Genomic DNA, 13,850 nt, shown 5'->3' on the forward strand with positions numbered 1-13,850 from the left:
ATATTTTTCTGAAGCATGATTGACAGATATCTGTCCATTCTGGACTTGATCGATGATCAAAAGCTTTAAGTCGAAACCTACTTTTTTGTAGGAAGTTTTTCGGCAGGGTTGTTTTTTGTCTTTCATTAGGTATAGTGCTAAAAGGTTTAATTTTTAGTCAACCTATTTCAGGAAAGTACGATTTCTCAAATTACACACAACGGTCTCGGCTATGATTTCGTTGTGGAATCAGCCGCAGGATTATTCCGCTGTGAAATCAGCCATTGATTAATACTTATTTTTTGGTGTGGTACTAAACCACAATGAATTATAGCCATTGTTAGCCTTTCGTTTTTATTTATTCAATTCAGATTCAATAAGCTTTATCGTCTCTTCCATATCTCTTTTTATCGGTTCATAACAAAAGTAATTAGCACCTACTGATGTGTTTTGAAAAAAGAACAAGCCATTAAAAAACCTTAATGATGTAAAGAGTTCTTTATTGTTTCTTTTTTCAAAGATTGATTCCCAATTAAATTCCCATCCCATACTTGATAAGTACCGTTTCAGATTTCCCTGATTCCTAAAATGCTCCATTATTTCGAGCCTGGAAATATTTATTTCATTTTCTTGATGCCTAATTTCATCTAAAGAGCTTTCAAATGTGGAAAACTTTCTCTTTAATATCTCATTTTGTATTAATTTTAAATTGCCAGAACTAATAATTTCTGTATGTACTCCTTTGCTCGGTTTGTAGTTTACTTCATCTGAAAATGTATTAAAGAAATATTTCATTACAGTTTTTTCAGAAATTGTATCCAGAACATTTTGTTGAAATACTTCAATCAATTTATTTGAACTTGCGATTATTCGATAGTTTAGGTCAATAGTTTCGTTCAACTTAGTTAAATTGATTTCGTATTCTGCTTTGAGTGCTTTCAGATAAGTTCTTTCAATCGACCTTTCATGTTTATAGATATTTTGATTATTGATTTGCAGTGCAATTAATATTCCAATTACAACAAGAACGATTTCACCAACAGCATAAAGTAAATATTTACTGAATTTACTTTCAGATAGTAATTTTTGTCGAATTTTTCGAAAGAATTTTATCATTGGCTTTGCTTTGTTCTAATGAAGGCTAACTCGTTATATACTAACCAAATGTTGGTTTATCAGGGTGTATTTTCACGGATAAACAAATGTTTGCATTTGGTTTATTAAGGCTAATATAACATTTTTTGTAATTAAATTCGTATTTAAATATTTTATATGGTGATGGGTTTTGGTGGTGGGTTTTTGCATAAAAATGTATACATTTGCATCCAAATGCAGCATGGCCTAAAGTATTCTTAAATGGCTGTAAGGCGTTGTAAACACTGTGTATAAAGACAAAAGGGGATGTAGCTCAGTTGGCTAGAGCGCTTGACTGGCAGTCAAGAGGTCGTCGGTTCGAGCCCGATCTTCTCCACATAAAAAAGCTTTCCTTCAATAAATAATTGTAACGGAAAGCTTTTTTATTTGATTGTGTTACCTCAATTAAAAATAAAAGGCAGGAATTTATTACATCTTCATTAACCAGGAACGCACATCTACTTCTTTTTTGATAATCTCTCTTAAATCATCAATATTAACTCGCTCTTGCTCCATAGTATCTCTATAGCGAATAGTAACTGTATTATCTTGTAAAGTATCATGATCTACAGTTATACAGAATGGTGTACCATTAGCATCCTGTCTTCTGTAACGTCTACCCACCGCATCCTTTTCATCATAAATCACATTAAAATCCCATTTCAATTCATCAACTATCTTTCTGGCTATTTCAGGTAATCCATCCTTTTTTACCAATGGTAATATAGCTGCCTTGACCGGAGCCAATACACTTGGTAATTTTAACACCGTCCTTGTAGTACCATTTTCTAATGCTTCTTCTTGTAATGAATTAGAGAACACAGCCAAAAACATTCTATCTAAACCAATTGATGTCTCTAGTACATAAGGCACATAACTTTTGTTTTCTTCAGGATCAAAATATTGCAGCTTTTTACCTGAGTATTTTTCGTGCTGGCTTAAATCGAAATCGGTTCTGGAATGAATCCCTTCTAGTTCTTTAAAACCGAATGGAAATTTAAACTCGATATCGGCTGCCGCATCTGCATAATGTGCTAATTTTTCATGATCATGGAAACGGTATAAATCTTCACCCATGCCTAATGACAAATGCCATTTTAATCGGGTTTCTTTCCAGTGTTCATACCATTCTTTTTGAGTACCTGGTTTAATAAAAAACTGCATTTCCATTTGTTCAAACTCACGCATTCTAAATATAAATTGTCTTGCAACAATTTCATTTCTAAAAGCTTTACCTGTTTGGGCAATCCCGAAAGGTATTTTTAATCGGCTTGTTTTTTGAACGTTTAAGAAGTTAACAAAAATACCTTGAGCGGTTTCCGGCCGTAAGTACAAGTCCATAGCACTATCGGCCGAAGCACCTAGTTTGGTATCGAACATTAAGTTGAATTGCTTTACGTCTGTCCAGTTTTTAGAACCAGTTAATGGGTCTGCAATTTCTAATTCTTCAATAAGAGCTTTAACATCGGCTAAATCTTCGTTCTCTAATGATTTTCCCATACGCGATAAGGTCTCGTCAATTTTCTTTTGATACCCTAAAACGCGTCCGTTAGTTGATATAAATTCCTCTTTATTGAAAGCATCCCCAAAGCGTTTCTCTGCCTTAGCTACTTCTTTATCTATTTTAGCTTCTATTTTAGCACAATAGTCTTCAATTAAAACATCTGCTCTATAACGCTTCTTAGAATCTTTATTATCAATTAAAGGATCGTTAAAAGCATCTACATGTCCGGACGCCTTCCAAGTGGTTGGGTGCATAAAAATAGCAGCATCAATACCTACTATATTTTCATGCATTTGCACCATGGCTTTCCACCAATAGTCACGTATATTTTTCTTTAACTCTGCGCCATTTTGCGCATAGTCATAAACTGCACTTAAACCATCATAAATTTCGCTACTTTGAAACACATATCCGTATTCCTTTGCATGCGAAATAACCTTCTTGAATTTATCGTCTTGATTTGCCATAGGTGCAAAAATATAAAACCCCCTGAAACTAAAAGCTGTATGCTATAAAAATTAAATCAAAATTCATATATTTTCATCTAAGTTTACCTTATCTATAATATCAAATATGTTCAAACCCTTAATAAATCTATTTTTCCCAAAAGTATGCTATGCTTGTCTGAATTTATTAAATGACAATGAGGATACTATTTGCGTTAGTTGTAGACATGATTTACCAGTAACCAATTTTCATTTTGATAATGACCAGAGTATAATAAAAGTACTTTACGGACGTGCCAATATTGAACAAGGAACTGCTCTTTTTAGGTTTGAAAAGCAGGGGCTAGTACAAAAACTAATTCACGGTTTAAAATATAAGGGTTATGAGCATATAGGCTTTACTCTTGGAAACTGGCTTGGAGGTGAATTGAGAAACATTGCAACTTATCAAAATATTGATGTGGTTATTCCTGTGCCTCTACATAAAAATAAATTACGCAAGCGCGGGTACAATCAAGTGGCTAAATTTGGCAAACAAATTGCGTTAGCTTTAAATGCAGACTATCTAGATAACGTTTTGGTTAAAATTACTAACACCAAATCTCAAACAAAAAAAACAAGATTAGCACGTTGGAAAGAAAGCAATGAACTCTTTGCTCTAAAAAACCTAGATATAATAGAAAACAAACACATTTTATTGGTTGATGATATAATAACAACAGGCGCAACCATGGAGGCTTGTGCATTGGTGCTAAACCAAGCAAATAACATTAAAATAAGTGTTGCTACTATGGCAATAGTGCCTTAAATTGCTCGTTATATTTCTAAATTTATGTAGGTTTGTGCAAAACTAAAATTGGTAATGGCTAAAAAGCTTTCAAAATCTATTTCAATACTTTTTTTATGTCTTGCATTTATTAATTGTGCAAACAAAGGTACTCCTGAAGGTGGACCAAAAGATGAAGATCCACCAGAAATTGTTAAAGAATTTCCAGAGAATTATTCCACTAATTTTAATGCTAAAGAAATTGAGATAAATTTTAACGAGTTTATAAAAATAAAAGACCTTCAAAAGCAGCTCATTATTTCTCCTCCTATGGAATACCAACCCGAAGTAAAGCCTGTAAGCGGAGCCAGTAAAAAGATTACCATTAAAATCATAGATACACTCCAACCAAACACAACTTACGCCTTTAATTTTGGGAATAGTATTACAGATAATAACGAAGGAAACCCATACCCATATTACAGGTATGTGTTTTCTACTGGGAGTTACATAGATTCTTTAACCGTAAAAGGAAATATTATAGACGCATACAACAAAAAACCTGAAACCTTTGTTAACGTGGCTTTGTATGAAGTAGATTCTACTTTTACAGATTCTGTAGTTTATAAAAAAGTTCCAAAATATATCACCAATACACTGGACAGTTTAACAACGTTTTCTATTGAAAACATAAAAGCTGGCAAGTATATGCTTATGGCTTTAAAAGATAACAATGGAGACAATAAATTTCAGCAAAAAACCGATCAAATAGCTTTTCATAAAGCGTTTATTACTGTTCCAACAGATTCGCTCTATACCTTAAAATTATTCCGAGAAGAGTTAGATTTCAAAGCGGTTAAACCTAAAATGGAATCGGGCGAAAAAATAACTTTTGGTTATGAAGGTGATTATAAAAATATGAAAATAGATGTTCTATCTGAAGTACCCGAAGATTTCGCCTACCGAATTATAAAAAATGAAACTACTGATACATTATATTATTGGTACAAGCCGAAGTTGGAAGTTGATTCATTAATTTTCAAAATATCAAATATTGGTTACGAAAAAGAATATACGGCTCGCATTAGACCTCAAGAAAGAGATTCATTGACTTTTAAAGCTATTAATTCTGGAAATATTGGGCTTCTAGAGTCGTTTAAAATAACAGCATCCACCCCAATAGTTTCGTTAGATACATCAAAGGTTACCCTAATGGATAGAGATTCTGCCAATGTTGAATTTAAAACTAAATTTGATACCATAAACAACACTTATGTTTTCGACTTTAAAAAAAGCTATGAAAACAAGTATGATTTTAACATAAAACCTGAAGCTTTTACTGACTTTTATGAGACTGTAAATACAGACACCCTTCAGTATTCTGTGAGGACTAAAAAAGAAGCTGATTATGGTTTTGCGCGTTTAACCCTAGTTGGAGCCAAGTACCCAGTAATTATCCAGTTAACAGACAGTAAAGGAGCGGTTAAATATGAAAAATATTCTTCTCAGCCAGAACAAATAGATTTTCTAGATTTAACCCCTGGTAAGTATGATATTAGAGTAATTCATGACGCCAATGGTAATAAAAAGTATGATACTGGAAATTATCTAAAGAAAATACAGCCCGAAAACGTTAGCCATTTTATTTTTGATAATGACGAGCAAGTACGCGCTAATTGGGGACTTATTCAAACGCTTAACTTTCTTTCAGAGTAAACTCATCTTGGTCTTCTAAAAACTTTAAAGCACTGCGGTATTTTTTTATATGTTGCTTGTGTAATATCACTGTTTCTGTTTGCTGCTTGTTTGGTTTTATTGTAGATATTTCCTGCCCTAGAACATCATAGACTGCCGAATGTCCTGAATATTCTATGTCCATACCATCCATACCAACTCGGTTCACACCTATACAGTAACTCATGTTTTCAATGGCACGTGCTTTCAAGAGAGCATCCCAAGCAGATACCCTAGGTTTTGGCCAGTTGGCAACATAAAGTAAAATATCATAATTATCAGTGTTTCTAGCCCAAACAGGAAATCGCAAATCATAACAAACTAAAGGGCAAATCTTCCAGCCTTTATAATCAACAATAACCCTTTCTGTACCGCTAGCATACACTTTGTGTTCACCAGCTAATGTAAACGTATGCCTTTTATCATAGTAACTTATACTACCTGATGAATCTATAAAAAACAATCTATTATAAAAATTTTGGTTTTCAGAAATCACAATACTGCCAACAACTGCCGTTTTGTATTTGAAAGCTATTTGCTTCATCCATTCAACAGTATCACCTTGCATAGTTTCAGCAACATTTTTAGCATTCATAGTGAAACCAGTAGTGAACATTTCAGGAAGTACAATTAAATCGACATTTTCTGAAATTGATTCTATTTTTTCATCAAAATTGATTCTATTTTGTTTTGGGTTCTCCCAAACCAAATCAGATTGTATTAAGGTTACCTTTAATTGTTCTTTCATGTTTAAATAGCATTTAAAATATCTGCTGCCCGCTTTAAAGTGTCATCTTTTTTAGCAAAGCAAAAACGAAGCACTTTATCATTAAAACCATCAGCATTAAAAACTGATAAAGGTATGGAGGCTATTTGCTTTTCAATGGTCCATCGTTTTGCCAAATCCACATCGTATTCATCAGTGATTTCAGAATAATCCAACAACTGAAAATAGGTGCCTTTGGCTGGAGTAAATTTAAATCTAGACTCTTTGATTAAATCCAAAAAGTAATCTCGTCTTTCCTGATAGAATTTTGACAACCCCATATAATGCTCTGGATTTTGCATATAATCTGCTATCCCTTTTTGGGTAGGATGATGAATTCCAAACACACTATACTGATGCACCTTCACAAACTCATTCATAAGATATTTAGGTGCACAACAATAGCCAATTCGCCAACCTGTATTATGAAACGTTTTGCAAAATGAAGCTACAACAAATGTTCTTAATTTTAAGTCTGGAAACAAACAGGCGCTTTGATGCCCCAATTCATCAAAAATCATATGTTCATAAACCTCATCACTCAACACAATAATATTTGTTCCTTGTGTAAGTGCTTCTAAATTCTGCATATCTTCTTTTGAGAAAACTGAACCTGTAGGGTTGTGTGGTGAATTAATGATAATCATCTTAGTTTTATCATTAATTTTAATATCAACGTCATTCCAATTCACCTTAAAATTATTAGAAGCTTTTAGTTGAACAGGAATTACTTTACCTCCGTTGAGTTCAACCATGGGTTGGTAACTATCATAAGCCGGCTGAAAAATAATGACTTCATCTCCTCTATTTATAAATGTTGTAATAGTGGTAGATATGGCTTGAGTTGCTCCTGCGGTTATGGTAATTTCATTCTCAGGATGATAGGTGGTTCCATATAGAGTGTCAAATTTTTTGGCAATGGTATCTTTTAATTCTAAAAGACCTCGCATAGGCGCATAGTGATTGTAACCCGAATTCATTGCCTTAATTACAAGATTAATCAACTTTTTATCACTTTCAAAATCTGGAAACCCTTGGGATAAATTAACGGCATTATGCTCTTTGGCCAAAGCACTCATGACCGTGAAAATGGTAGTCCCTACATGAGGTAATTTAGAATTGTACTGCATTAAGTAAAGATAAGATTAATCTGAAACACCTAATACTTTTAATAAATTTTGCTTGTAATAAGTAAGCCTTTTTCCGTTATAAAAAAATCCCAAGCAGTCTTGCTTGGGATTTTATTCAAAATTCTAAAAATCTATCAACTCTAGATTTAATATCTATAATGTTCTGGTTTAAAAGGTCCTTCAACAGTAACGCCAATGTATTTTGCTTGATCATCTCGTAATTCTGTTAGTTCAACACCAATTTTTTCTAAATGTAATTTCGCTACTTTTTCATCAAGGTGTTTTGGCAACATATAAACATTGTTTTCGTAAGCTTCAGAATTATTCCAAAGCTCAATTTGCGCCAAGGTTTGGTTAGTAAATGAGTTGCTCATTACAAAACTTGGATGACCTGTAGCACAACCTAAGTTTACCAAACGTCCTTCGGCAAGTATGATAATATCTTTACCATCAATAGTATATTTATCAACTTGGGGTTTGATGGTATTTTTGGTATGACCATGATTTTTGTTTAACCAAGCCATATCAATCTCATTATCAAAATGCCCAATATTACAAACTATAGTTTTGTCTTTCATAGCTTGGAAATGCTCAGCACGTACAATGTCTTTATTTCCTGTTGTTGTAATTACAATATCTGAATTACCTACTACGGTTTCCAGTTTTTTAACCTCAAAACCATCCATAGCAGCTTGTAATGCGCAAATAGGATCTATTTCGGTAACAGTTACAATACTACCAGCACCTTTAAAAGAAGCAGCCGTTCCTTTGCCAACATCGCCATAACCACATACTACTACGCGTTTTCCAGCTAACATGATATCGGTTGCACGACGTACTGCATCAACAGCACTTTCCTTACAGCCGTATTTATTATCGAATTTAGATTTTGTTACAGAGTCGTTTACATTAATGGCAGGCATTGGCAATGTACCATTTTTTACGCGCTCATACAATCTGTGAACACCAGTTGTGGTTTCTTCACTCAACCCTTTGATACCAGAAACCAACTCAGGGTATTTGTCTAAAACCATGTTGGTTAAATCTCCGCCATCATCAAGAATCATATTCAATGGTTTTCTGTCTTCACCAAAAAACAGGGTTTGTTCAATACACCAATCAAATTCCTGCTCATTCATATCTTTCCATGCATAAACGGCAGTTCCAGCAGCAGCAATTGCAGCAGCAGCTTGGTCTTGCGTAGAGAAAATGTTACAAGAACTCCAAGTAACTTCTGCTCCTAAAGCCTGTAGGGTTTCAATTAAAACAGCAGTTTGTATGGTCATGTGTAAACATCCTGCAATACGTGCTCCTTTTAGTGGTTGAGAATCTTTGTATTCTTCGCGTAAGCTCATAAGCCCGGGCATTTCAGCTTCAGCTAATTCAATTTCTTTTCTTCCCCAAGCAGCTAAAGAAATATCTTTAACCTTATTAGGAATGTAAGCAACTGTTTTTGTACTCATATTGTTATATTTGTGGGTCTTAAATTTTAGACTGCAAAGATAACCAATAACTTTCAGAAAAGTAAATGCCTCTTTATAAAACCATTACACCAAATTCACAAACTTGTGTTAAAATCTGGAAGATTTCTGAATCTTATAAAGACTTAATGAAACCACTTGCCCTAACTAAAGCTAGTTTGGAACGTGTTGAGGACATGAAAAGTGAAATACACCAACGTGGGTTTTTAAGTGTACGCCATTTACTTAGAGAGTTTGGTTATCAAGACGCCGATTTATATTATGATGATTTTGGCAAACCACATTTAAAGGATGGGAAGCATATTTCTATTACACATTCTTTTAACTTTTCGGCTGTCATTGTAAGTGATTTAATTGTAGGAATTGATATTGAAAAACAACGAGACAAAATCAAAATAATAGCTTATAAGTTTATTGATTATGAGAATGATTACTTAGATGAAGGTGCAACAGACTACATAAGAAAACTAACCATTCTTTGGTGCATAAAAGAATCGTTATACAAACTTTTTGTAACACCAGGGTTAAGTTTTAAAAATCATTGTTTTGCCATTCCCTTCAATATTGAAGACCAAGAAACCATAGCTTGGATAGATTATAAAAGTAAAAAGTGCCGTTATATTATCAAATTCTTAGAGTTTGAAGGCTTTTCATGTGCTTACGCTATTGCTTAAATGGGTGTTTATCAAAATATACTAACATCAATTTTAAAAGGCGAAAACCTGTTGGCTGTTTTAATTGACCCAGATAAAGCCATGCTTAAAAATATTGCCGGTTTTATGCTAAAGATAAACCAATCTAAAACTACACATATTTTTGTGGGTGGTAGCACCGTTAATGGTAATGCTACGGATGTTTTGGTGAAAGAAGTAAAAAAGCACACCAATCTTCCTATTATTATATTTCCAGGGGATGTAAATCAAATAACTGATGAAGCCGATGCGCTTTTATTTTTATCACTCATTTCTGGTAGAAATCCAGAGTATTTAATAGGTAAGCATGTTGACTCTATTTCAAAATTAAGGGAAACACAACTTGAAGTAATTTCAACAGGATATATATTGATAAATGGTGGAAAACAAACCGCTGTAGAGCGTGAGACAAATACCAAGCCTTTGTCTGTAAACCATATTCAAGAGGTTATAGATACTGCAAAAGCTGGTGAGCTTTTAGGAATGAAGCTAATGTATTTAGAAGCGGGCAGTGGTGCTGTAAACTCAGCTTCAAACAATATAATAAAGGCAATAAAAAATGAGTTAAACATCCCGCTAATTGTAGGAGGAGGCATGCGAACTATGGAACAAATTAGCAACGCATATAAAAGTGGTGCTAATATGGTGGTTATAGGAACCGTACTAGAGGAAGATGAAGCGTTTTTGGATAGTTTGCATAAATAAATTGTTAGGCTGGATTTATCTCAAAATCAAAATACTTAAACAGTAGTAATATGAAAATATCAGTTGAATTGACGTTAACACCATTACAGAATGACTTCGAACCTGCAATCATTCATTTTATAAAAAAGTTGAGAGCATCTAACATAAAAGTTTTAGAAAATCCTTTAAGCACACAGGTATATGGTGATTATGATGAAGTGATGGATATTCTAAACTCAGAGATTAAAGAAGTTTTTCAACTTATAGACAAAGGCTTACTATATATGAAGATTGTAAAATCTGACAGACAGGATTATGAACCCCATTTTTGATTTTTTATTCGGACAATACACCAGTTATGAAACCGTAGATATTATTTTAGAAATCACCGCAATTATTTTTGGGTTTTTGTCGGTTTGGTATTCAAAACAAAACATGGTATTAGTGTTCCCTACGGGTATGATAAGTACCGTTATCTTTGTTTATCTTCTTTTTAAATGGGAGTTGTTAGGTGATATGATGATAAATGGATACTACTTTATTATGAGTGCTTACGGGTGGTATATTTGGACTAGAAAAGTTGACGACACTCATGTTACACCTATTTCTAGTACAACCCAAAAAGAAAAGTTTGTAAGTGTTTTTATCTTATTAGGAACACTAGTATTCGTTTTTTTAGTCTACAATACATTTGATAAATGGACAGGTTGGGTGGCTTATATCGATACTGTAACTACGGCAATATTCTTTGTTGGTATGTGGCTCATGGCAAGAAGAAAAATTGAAAATTGGATATACTGGATTATTGGTGATATTATTTCGGTTCCATTATATTTTTATAAAGGCTTTACATTTACGAGCCTTCAGTATTTGGGCTTTACAATTATAGCTATATTTGGATATTTAGCATGGAAAAAAACCTTAAACAACAACCTGCAAACTGTATAAAAGTAGTTTTGTTTGGTCCAGAATCTACTGGAAAAACAACATTATCTAGACAATTGGCTAGACATTACAATTCGGTTTGGGTGCCAGAATATGCTAGGGAGTATCTTCAAAACAAATGGAATAACCAACGTAAAACTTGTGAACCAGATGATTTACTACCAATTGCTGAAGGGCAAATGCATCTTGAAAATGAGTTAGCCCAAAAAACGGATACTGTTTTGATATGCGATACAGATTTGTTAGAAACCAAAGTATATTCGGAAACTTACTATGTGGGAAGTTGTGATCCAACTTTAGAAAAATATGCTATAGAAAATACTTACGATTTATATTTTTTAACCTATATTGACGTGCCTTGGAAAGCTGATGACTTAAGGGATAAACCAACCGAAAGAGAAATGATGTTTGAAGCCTTTAAAAATGAATTAATTAAACAAAAAAGGCCTTTTGTTTTGCTAAAAGGAAATAAAAAAGAACGCTTACAGAAAGCTGTAATACATATTGACGAGTTATTAAAAAGTAAAAAATAATGTTCTCGGAAAAAGACATTGATCAAATACACAACAAAGGTATTACTGTTGACCAAGTAAATTTGCAAGTTCAGCGTTTAAAAAACGGGGTTTCATATTCTAAATTATTGGCTGCAGCTACAATTGGTAAGGGTATAGAAAGATTTACCGAAAAAGAAATTGAAGATTATATTCAGTTTTATGAGGGTAAGCAAGATAGTTCGTCTATAGTAAAGTTTGTTCCAGCTTCAGGTGCTGCTACTAGAATGTTTAAATTCTTATTTCAGTTTTTAAAAAAGTTTAATCCAGAGAAAGAAACTATAAATCAGTTTACAGATAGACAAAGCAATGATTTGGTAAAAACTTTTTTTTCAAATTTAGAAGCATTTCCATTTTATTCAGAGGTTATTAGGGCATTACAAAAGCATGAGCCTAATTTTGATTATATGTCGCATGATGAGACCTGTAAGGTATTTGTAAAGGCCATGTTAGATGACAATGCTTTAAATTATAGTTTTTTCCCAAAGGGGCTGCTCCCATTTCATAAATATGATGATGAAGTGGTTTCTGCTTTTAGAGAGCATTTGTTAGAAGCTACCATATATGCTAGTTCTAAAAACACAGCAAACCTTCATTTTACAGTTTCGGGCAATCATCACAAATATTTTGAGTCTGAGTTTGAAAGTGTAAATAAAGGATTAACAGAAGAAACGGGAGTTCAATTTAAAGTATCTTATTCATATCAGAAAGAAGCAACTGAAACCGTTGCGCTTAACTCTGATAATACAATCTATAGAAAAGAAGATGGGTCCATTCTATTTAGGCCCGCAGGACATGGTGCGCTTTTAGAGAATTTAAACGATTTAGATCATGATTTAATCTTTATTAAAAATATAGATAATATAGCAGTTGCTCATAAAAATATTGCTATTTCTGAATATAAAAAACTCCTTGCGGGAGTGCTACTAAATATTCAAGAAAAGGTATTTGCATATTTGAATAAGCTAGATAAGAATGACTGTGATGATGAGGATTATAAGATAATGGCTCTGTTTTTAATTCATAGGCTTAATGTTGTTGTAACACCAGAATTTGATGATTTTAGTTCTGAAAAAAAAGCAGCCTATCTGAAGAAAATACTTAATAGACCTATTAGGGTTTGTGGGATGGTTAAAAACGAAGGACAACCTGGTGGTGGTCCATTTTGGGTGAAAGGAAAAGATGGTAATATTTCACTTCAAATAGTTGAGTTTGCTCAAATAAACTTCAGTAACAAAGAGCAACAAGGTATTGTTTATAAAGCTACCCACTTTAACCCAACAGATTTGGTTTGTGCTGTTAAGAATTATAAAGGTAAAAAGTTTAATCTTAAAAACTACGTGGATTATGATGCGGCCTTTATTACTACAAAAACTCAAAATGGGGTCAATATAAAGGCATTAGAACTGCCGGGTCTTTGGAATGGTAGTATGGCTGGTTGGATTTCGGTATTTGTAGAGGTGCCATTAGAAACTTTTAATCCAGTAAAAACAGTCAATGATTTACTGTTGCCTGCGCACCAAGTAGACTAATGTTTAACAAAGAAGCCTTATTAAACGAAGTATCTCTTAAAGCTATAAAAAGTTCTGGTAGCGGTGGTCAACACGTTAATAAAGTAGCCACAAAAGTTGAATTAAGTTTTAGTATAAATGAAACTTCAGTGCTTTCTGAAGAACAAAAGCAAAAACTTTTACAAAAGCTAAAAAAAAGACTAACAAAGGAAGGCGTGCTTATTCTTCAATGCGGTGAAACCAGAAGTCAACTTACAAACAAAACCTTAGTGATTAATCGTTTTTTAGAAATAATTAAAAACGCTTTAATAGTTAAGAAAAAACGTATACCTACCAAAACTCCTAAGGCTATCATAAGAAAGCGTTTAAAGGAAAAACAAAAACAAGCTAAAAAAAAGGCTAACAGGAGAAAACCAGATATAGATTAAAAAAATTGTAATTATTACGCTTAATTTATAATTCTAGTGTACATTTGCACTGTTCTCAAAAAGGGGTGCCTAAAAGTGGCTGAGATCATACCCATTGAA

Annotated in this window: 14 protein-coding genes and 1 tRNA gene; 10 read left to right on the top strand and 5 right to left on the bottom strand. The window is 33.2% G+C overall.

Translation table 11 applies throughout. The annotated features are described in order from the left end of the window. Positions 1–333: 333 nt before the first annotated feature. Positions 334–1,095, bottom strand: a complete 762-nt coding sequence (locus E1J38_RS13840; RefSeq protein ID WP_133357481.1) for a DUF6090 family protein — start codon at positions 1,093–1,095, stop codon at positions 334–336. A gap of 281 nt (positions 1,096–1,376) precedes the next feature. Here E1J38_RS13840 and E1J38_RS13845 point away from each other — a divergent pair. After that, positions 1,377–1,450: transfer RNA gene (locus E1J38_RS13845), tRNA-Ala, on the top strand. Between the two features lie 92 nt (positions 1,451–1,542). Here E1J38_RS13845 and E1J38_RS13850 read toward each other — a convergent pair. Then, entirely contained in the window at positions 1,543–3,084 is a 1,542-nt protein-coding gene (locus E1J38_RS13850; RefSeq protein WP_133357480.1) for a glycine--tRNA ligase, read from the bottom strand. 106 nt (positions 3,085–3,190) lie between these two features. Here E1J38_RS13850 and E1J38_RS13855 point away from each other — a divergent pair, with 106 nt between their 5' ends. After that, positions 3,191–3,871, top strand: coding sequence for a ComF family protein (locus tag E1J38_RS13855; RefSeq protein WP_133357479.1), 681 nt, complete (start codon positions 3,191–3,193; stop codon positions 3,869–3,871). Between the two features lie 54 nt (positions 3,872–3,925). Beyond that, positions 3,926–5,545 (top strand): Ig-like domain-containing domain, encoded by a 1,620-nt coding sequence (locus E1J38_RS13860; protein ID WP_133357478.1) that lies wholly within the window; start codon positions 3,926–3,928, stop codon positions 5,543–5,545. Here the strand turns inward: E1J38_RS13860 and E1J38_RS13865 are convergent. From E1J38_RS13865 to ahcY, 3 genes are all read right to left on the bottom strand, one after another. Further along, positions 5,526–6,311, bottom strand: a complete 786-nt coding sequence (locus E1J38_RS13865) for an amidohydrolase (protein WP_133357477.1) — start codon at positions 6,309–6,311, stop codon at positions 5,526–5,528. The genes E1J38_RS13860 and E1J38_RS13865 overlap by 20 nt on opposite strands. A 2-nt stretch (positions 6,312–6,313) precedes the next feature. Beyond that, complete coding sequence (locus E1J38_RS13870) at positions 6,314–7,459, bottom strand: methionine aminotransferase (protein WP_133357476.1); 1,146 nt, start codon at positions 7,457–7,459, stop codon at positions 6,314–6,316. Between the two features lie 146 nt (positions 7,460–7,605). Beyond that, on the bottom strand, positions 7,606–8,922 hold the full coding sequence (ahcY, locus tag E1J38_RS13875; RefSeq protein ID WP_133357475.1) for an adenosylhomocysteinase: 1,317 nt from the start codon (positions 8,920–8,922) through the stop codon (positions 7,606–7,608). 65 nt (positions 8,923–8,987) lie between these two features. Between ahcY and E1J38_RS13880 the strand changes: the two genes are divergently transcribed. From E1J38_RS13880 to arfB, 7 genes are read left to right on the top strand one after another with little or no spacing between them, the layout of a single operon-like run. Continuing rightward, on the top strand, positions 8,988–9,614 hold the full coding sequence (locus E1J38_RS13880; RefSeq protein ID WP_133357474.1) for a 4'-phosphopantetheinyl transferase family protein: 627 nt from the start codon (positions 8,988–8,990) through the stop codon (positions 9,612–9,614). Then, positions 9,615–10,337 (top strand): geranylgeranylglyceryl/heptaprenylglyceryl phosphate synthase, encoded by a 723-nt coding sequence (locus tag E1J38_RS13885; RefSeq protein ID WP_133357473.1) that lies wholly within the window; start codon positions 9,615–9,617, stop codon positions 10,335–10,337. Positions 10,338–10,387: 50 nt separating this feature from the next. Beyond that, complete coding sequence (locus E1J38_RS13890; RefSeq protein ID WP_133357472.1) at positions 10,388–10,648, top strand: thiamine-binding protein; 261 nt, start codon at positions 10,388–10,390, stop codon at positions 10,646–10,648. Then, the gene (gene pnuC, locus E1J38_RS13895) at positions 10,632–11,264 is read left to right on the top strand and encodes a nicotinamide riboside transporter PnuC (RefSeq protein ID WP_133357471.1); all 633 of its coding nucleotides are present in this window, start codon (positions 10,632–10,634) and stop codon (positions 11,262–11,264) included. The genes E1J38_RS13890 and pnuC overlap by 17 nt, the downstream gene beginning before the upstream one ends. Beyond that, positions 11,225–11,794 (top strand): AAA family ATPase, encoded by a 570-nt coding sequence (locus tag E1J38_RS13900; RefSeq protein ID WP_133357470.1) that lies wholly within the window; start codon positions 11,225–11,227, stop codon positions 11,792–11,794. The genes pnuC and E1J38_RS13900 overlap by 40 nt, the downstream gene beginning before the upstream one ends. Then, positions 11,794–13,344, top strand: a complete 1,551-nt coding sequence (locus E1J38_RS13905; protein WP_133357469.1) for a DUF4301 family protein — start codon at positions 11,794–11,796, stop codon at positions 13,342–13,344. Before E1J38_RS13900 ends, E1J38_RS13905 begins: the two co-directional genes overlap by 1 nt. Beyond that, positions 13,344–13,751 carry an alternative ribosome rescue aminoacyl-tRNA hydrolase ArfB gene (gene arfB / locus E1J38_RS13910; RefSeq protein WP_133357468.1) on the top strand — a complete coding sequence of 136 codons (408 nt, stop codon included), beginning with the start codon at positions 13,344–13,346 and terminating at the stop codon, positions 13,749–13,751. The genes E1J38_RS13905 and arfB overlap by 1 nt, the downstream gene beginning before the upstream one ends. The last annotated feature ends 99 nt before the right edge of the window (positions 13,752–13,850 follow it).

The organism is Seonamhaeicola sediminis (assembly GCF_004358095.2).
GTDB classification, from domain to species: Bacteria; Bacteroidota; Bacteroidia; order Flavobacteriales; family Flavobacteriaceae; genus Seonamhaeicola; species Seonamhaeicola sediminis.

What these genes read in the sequence shown, in the direction of transcription:
- E1J38_RS13840 (WP_133357481.1), bottom strand. Translation starts at nt 1,095, where the DNA reads ATGATAAAATTCTTTCGAAAAATTCGACAAAAATTACTATCTGAAAGT.
- E1J38_RS13850 (WP_133357480.1), bottom strand. Translation starts at nt 3,084, where the DNA reads ATGGCAAATCAAGACGATAAATTCAAGAAGGTTATTTCGCATGCAAAG.
- E1J38_RS13855 (WP_133357479.1), top strand. Translation starts at nt 3,191, where the DNA reads ATGTTCAAACCCTTAATAAATCTATTTTTCCCAAAAGTATGCTATGCT.
- E1J38_RS13860 (WP_133357478.1), top strand. Translation starts at nt 3,926, where the DNA reads ATGGCTAAAAAGCTTTCAAAATCTATTTCAATACTTTTTTTATGTCTT.
- E1J38_RS13865 (WP_133357477.1), bottom strand. Translation starts at nt 6,311, where the DNA reads ATGAAAGAACAATTAAAGGTAACCTTAATACAATCTGATTTGGTTTGG.
- E1J38_RS13870 (WP_133357476.1), bottom strand. Translation starts at nt 7,459, where the DNA reads ATGCAGTACAATTCTAAATTACCTCATGTAGGGACTACCATTTTCACG.
- ahcY (WP_133357475.1), bottom strand. Translation starts at nt 8,922, where the DNA reads ATGAGTACAAAAACAGTTGCTTACATTCCTAATAAGGTTAAAGATATT.
- E1J38_RS13880 (WP_133357474.1), top strand. Translation starts at nt 8,988, where the DNA reads ATGCCTCTTTATAAAACCATTACACCAAATTCACAAACTTGTGTTAAA.
- E1J38_RS13885 (WP_133357473.1), top strand. Translation starts at nt 9,615, where the DNA reads ATGGGTGTTTATCAAAATATACTAACATCAATTTTAAAAGGCGAAAAC.
- E1J38_RS13890 (WP_133357472.1), top strand. Translation starts at nt 10,388, where the DNA reads ATGAAAATATCAGTTGAATTGACGTTAACACCATTACAGAATGACTTC.
- pnuC (WP_133357471.1), top strand. Translation starts at nt 10,632, where the DNA reads ATGAACCCCATTTTTGATTTTTTATTCGGACAATACACCAGTTATGAA.
- E1J38_RS13900 (WP_133357470.1), top strand. Translation starts at nt 11,225, where the DNA reads ATGGAAAAAAACCTTAAACAACAACCTGCAAACTGTATAAAAGTAGTT.
- E1J38_RS13905 (WP_133357469.1), top strand. Translation starts at nt 11,794, where the DNA reads ATGTTCTCGGAAAAAGACATTGATCAAATACACAACAAAGGTATTACT.
- arfB (WP_133357468.1), top strand. Translation starts at nt 13,344, where the DNA reads ATGTTTAACAAAGAAGCCTTATTAAACGAAGTATCTCTTAAAGCTATA.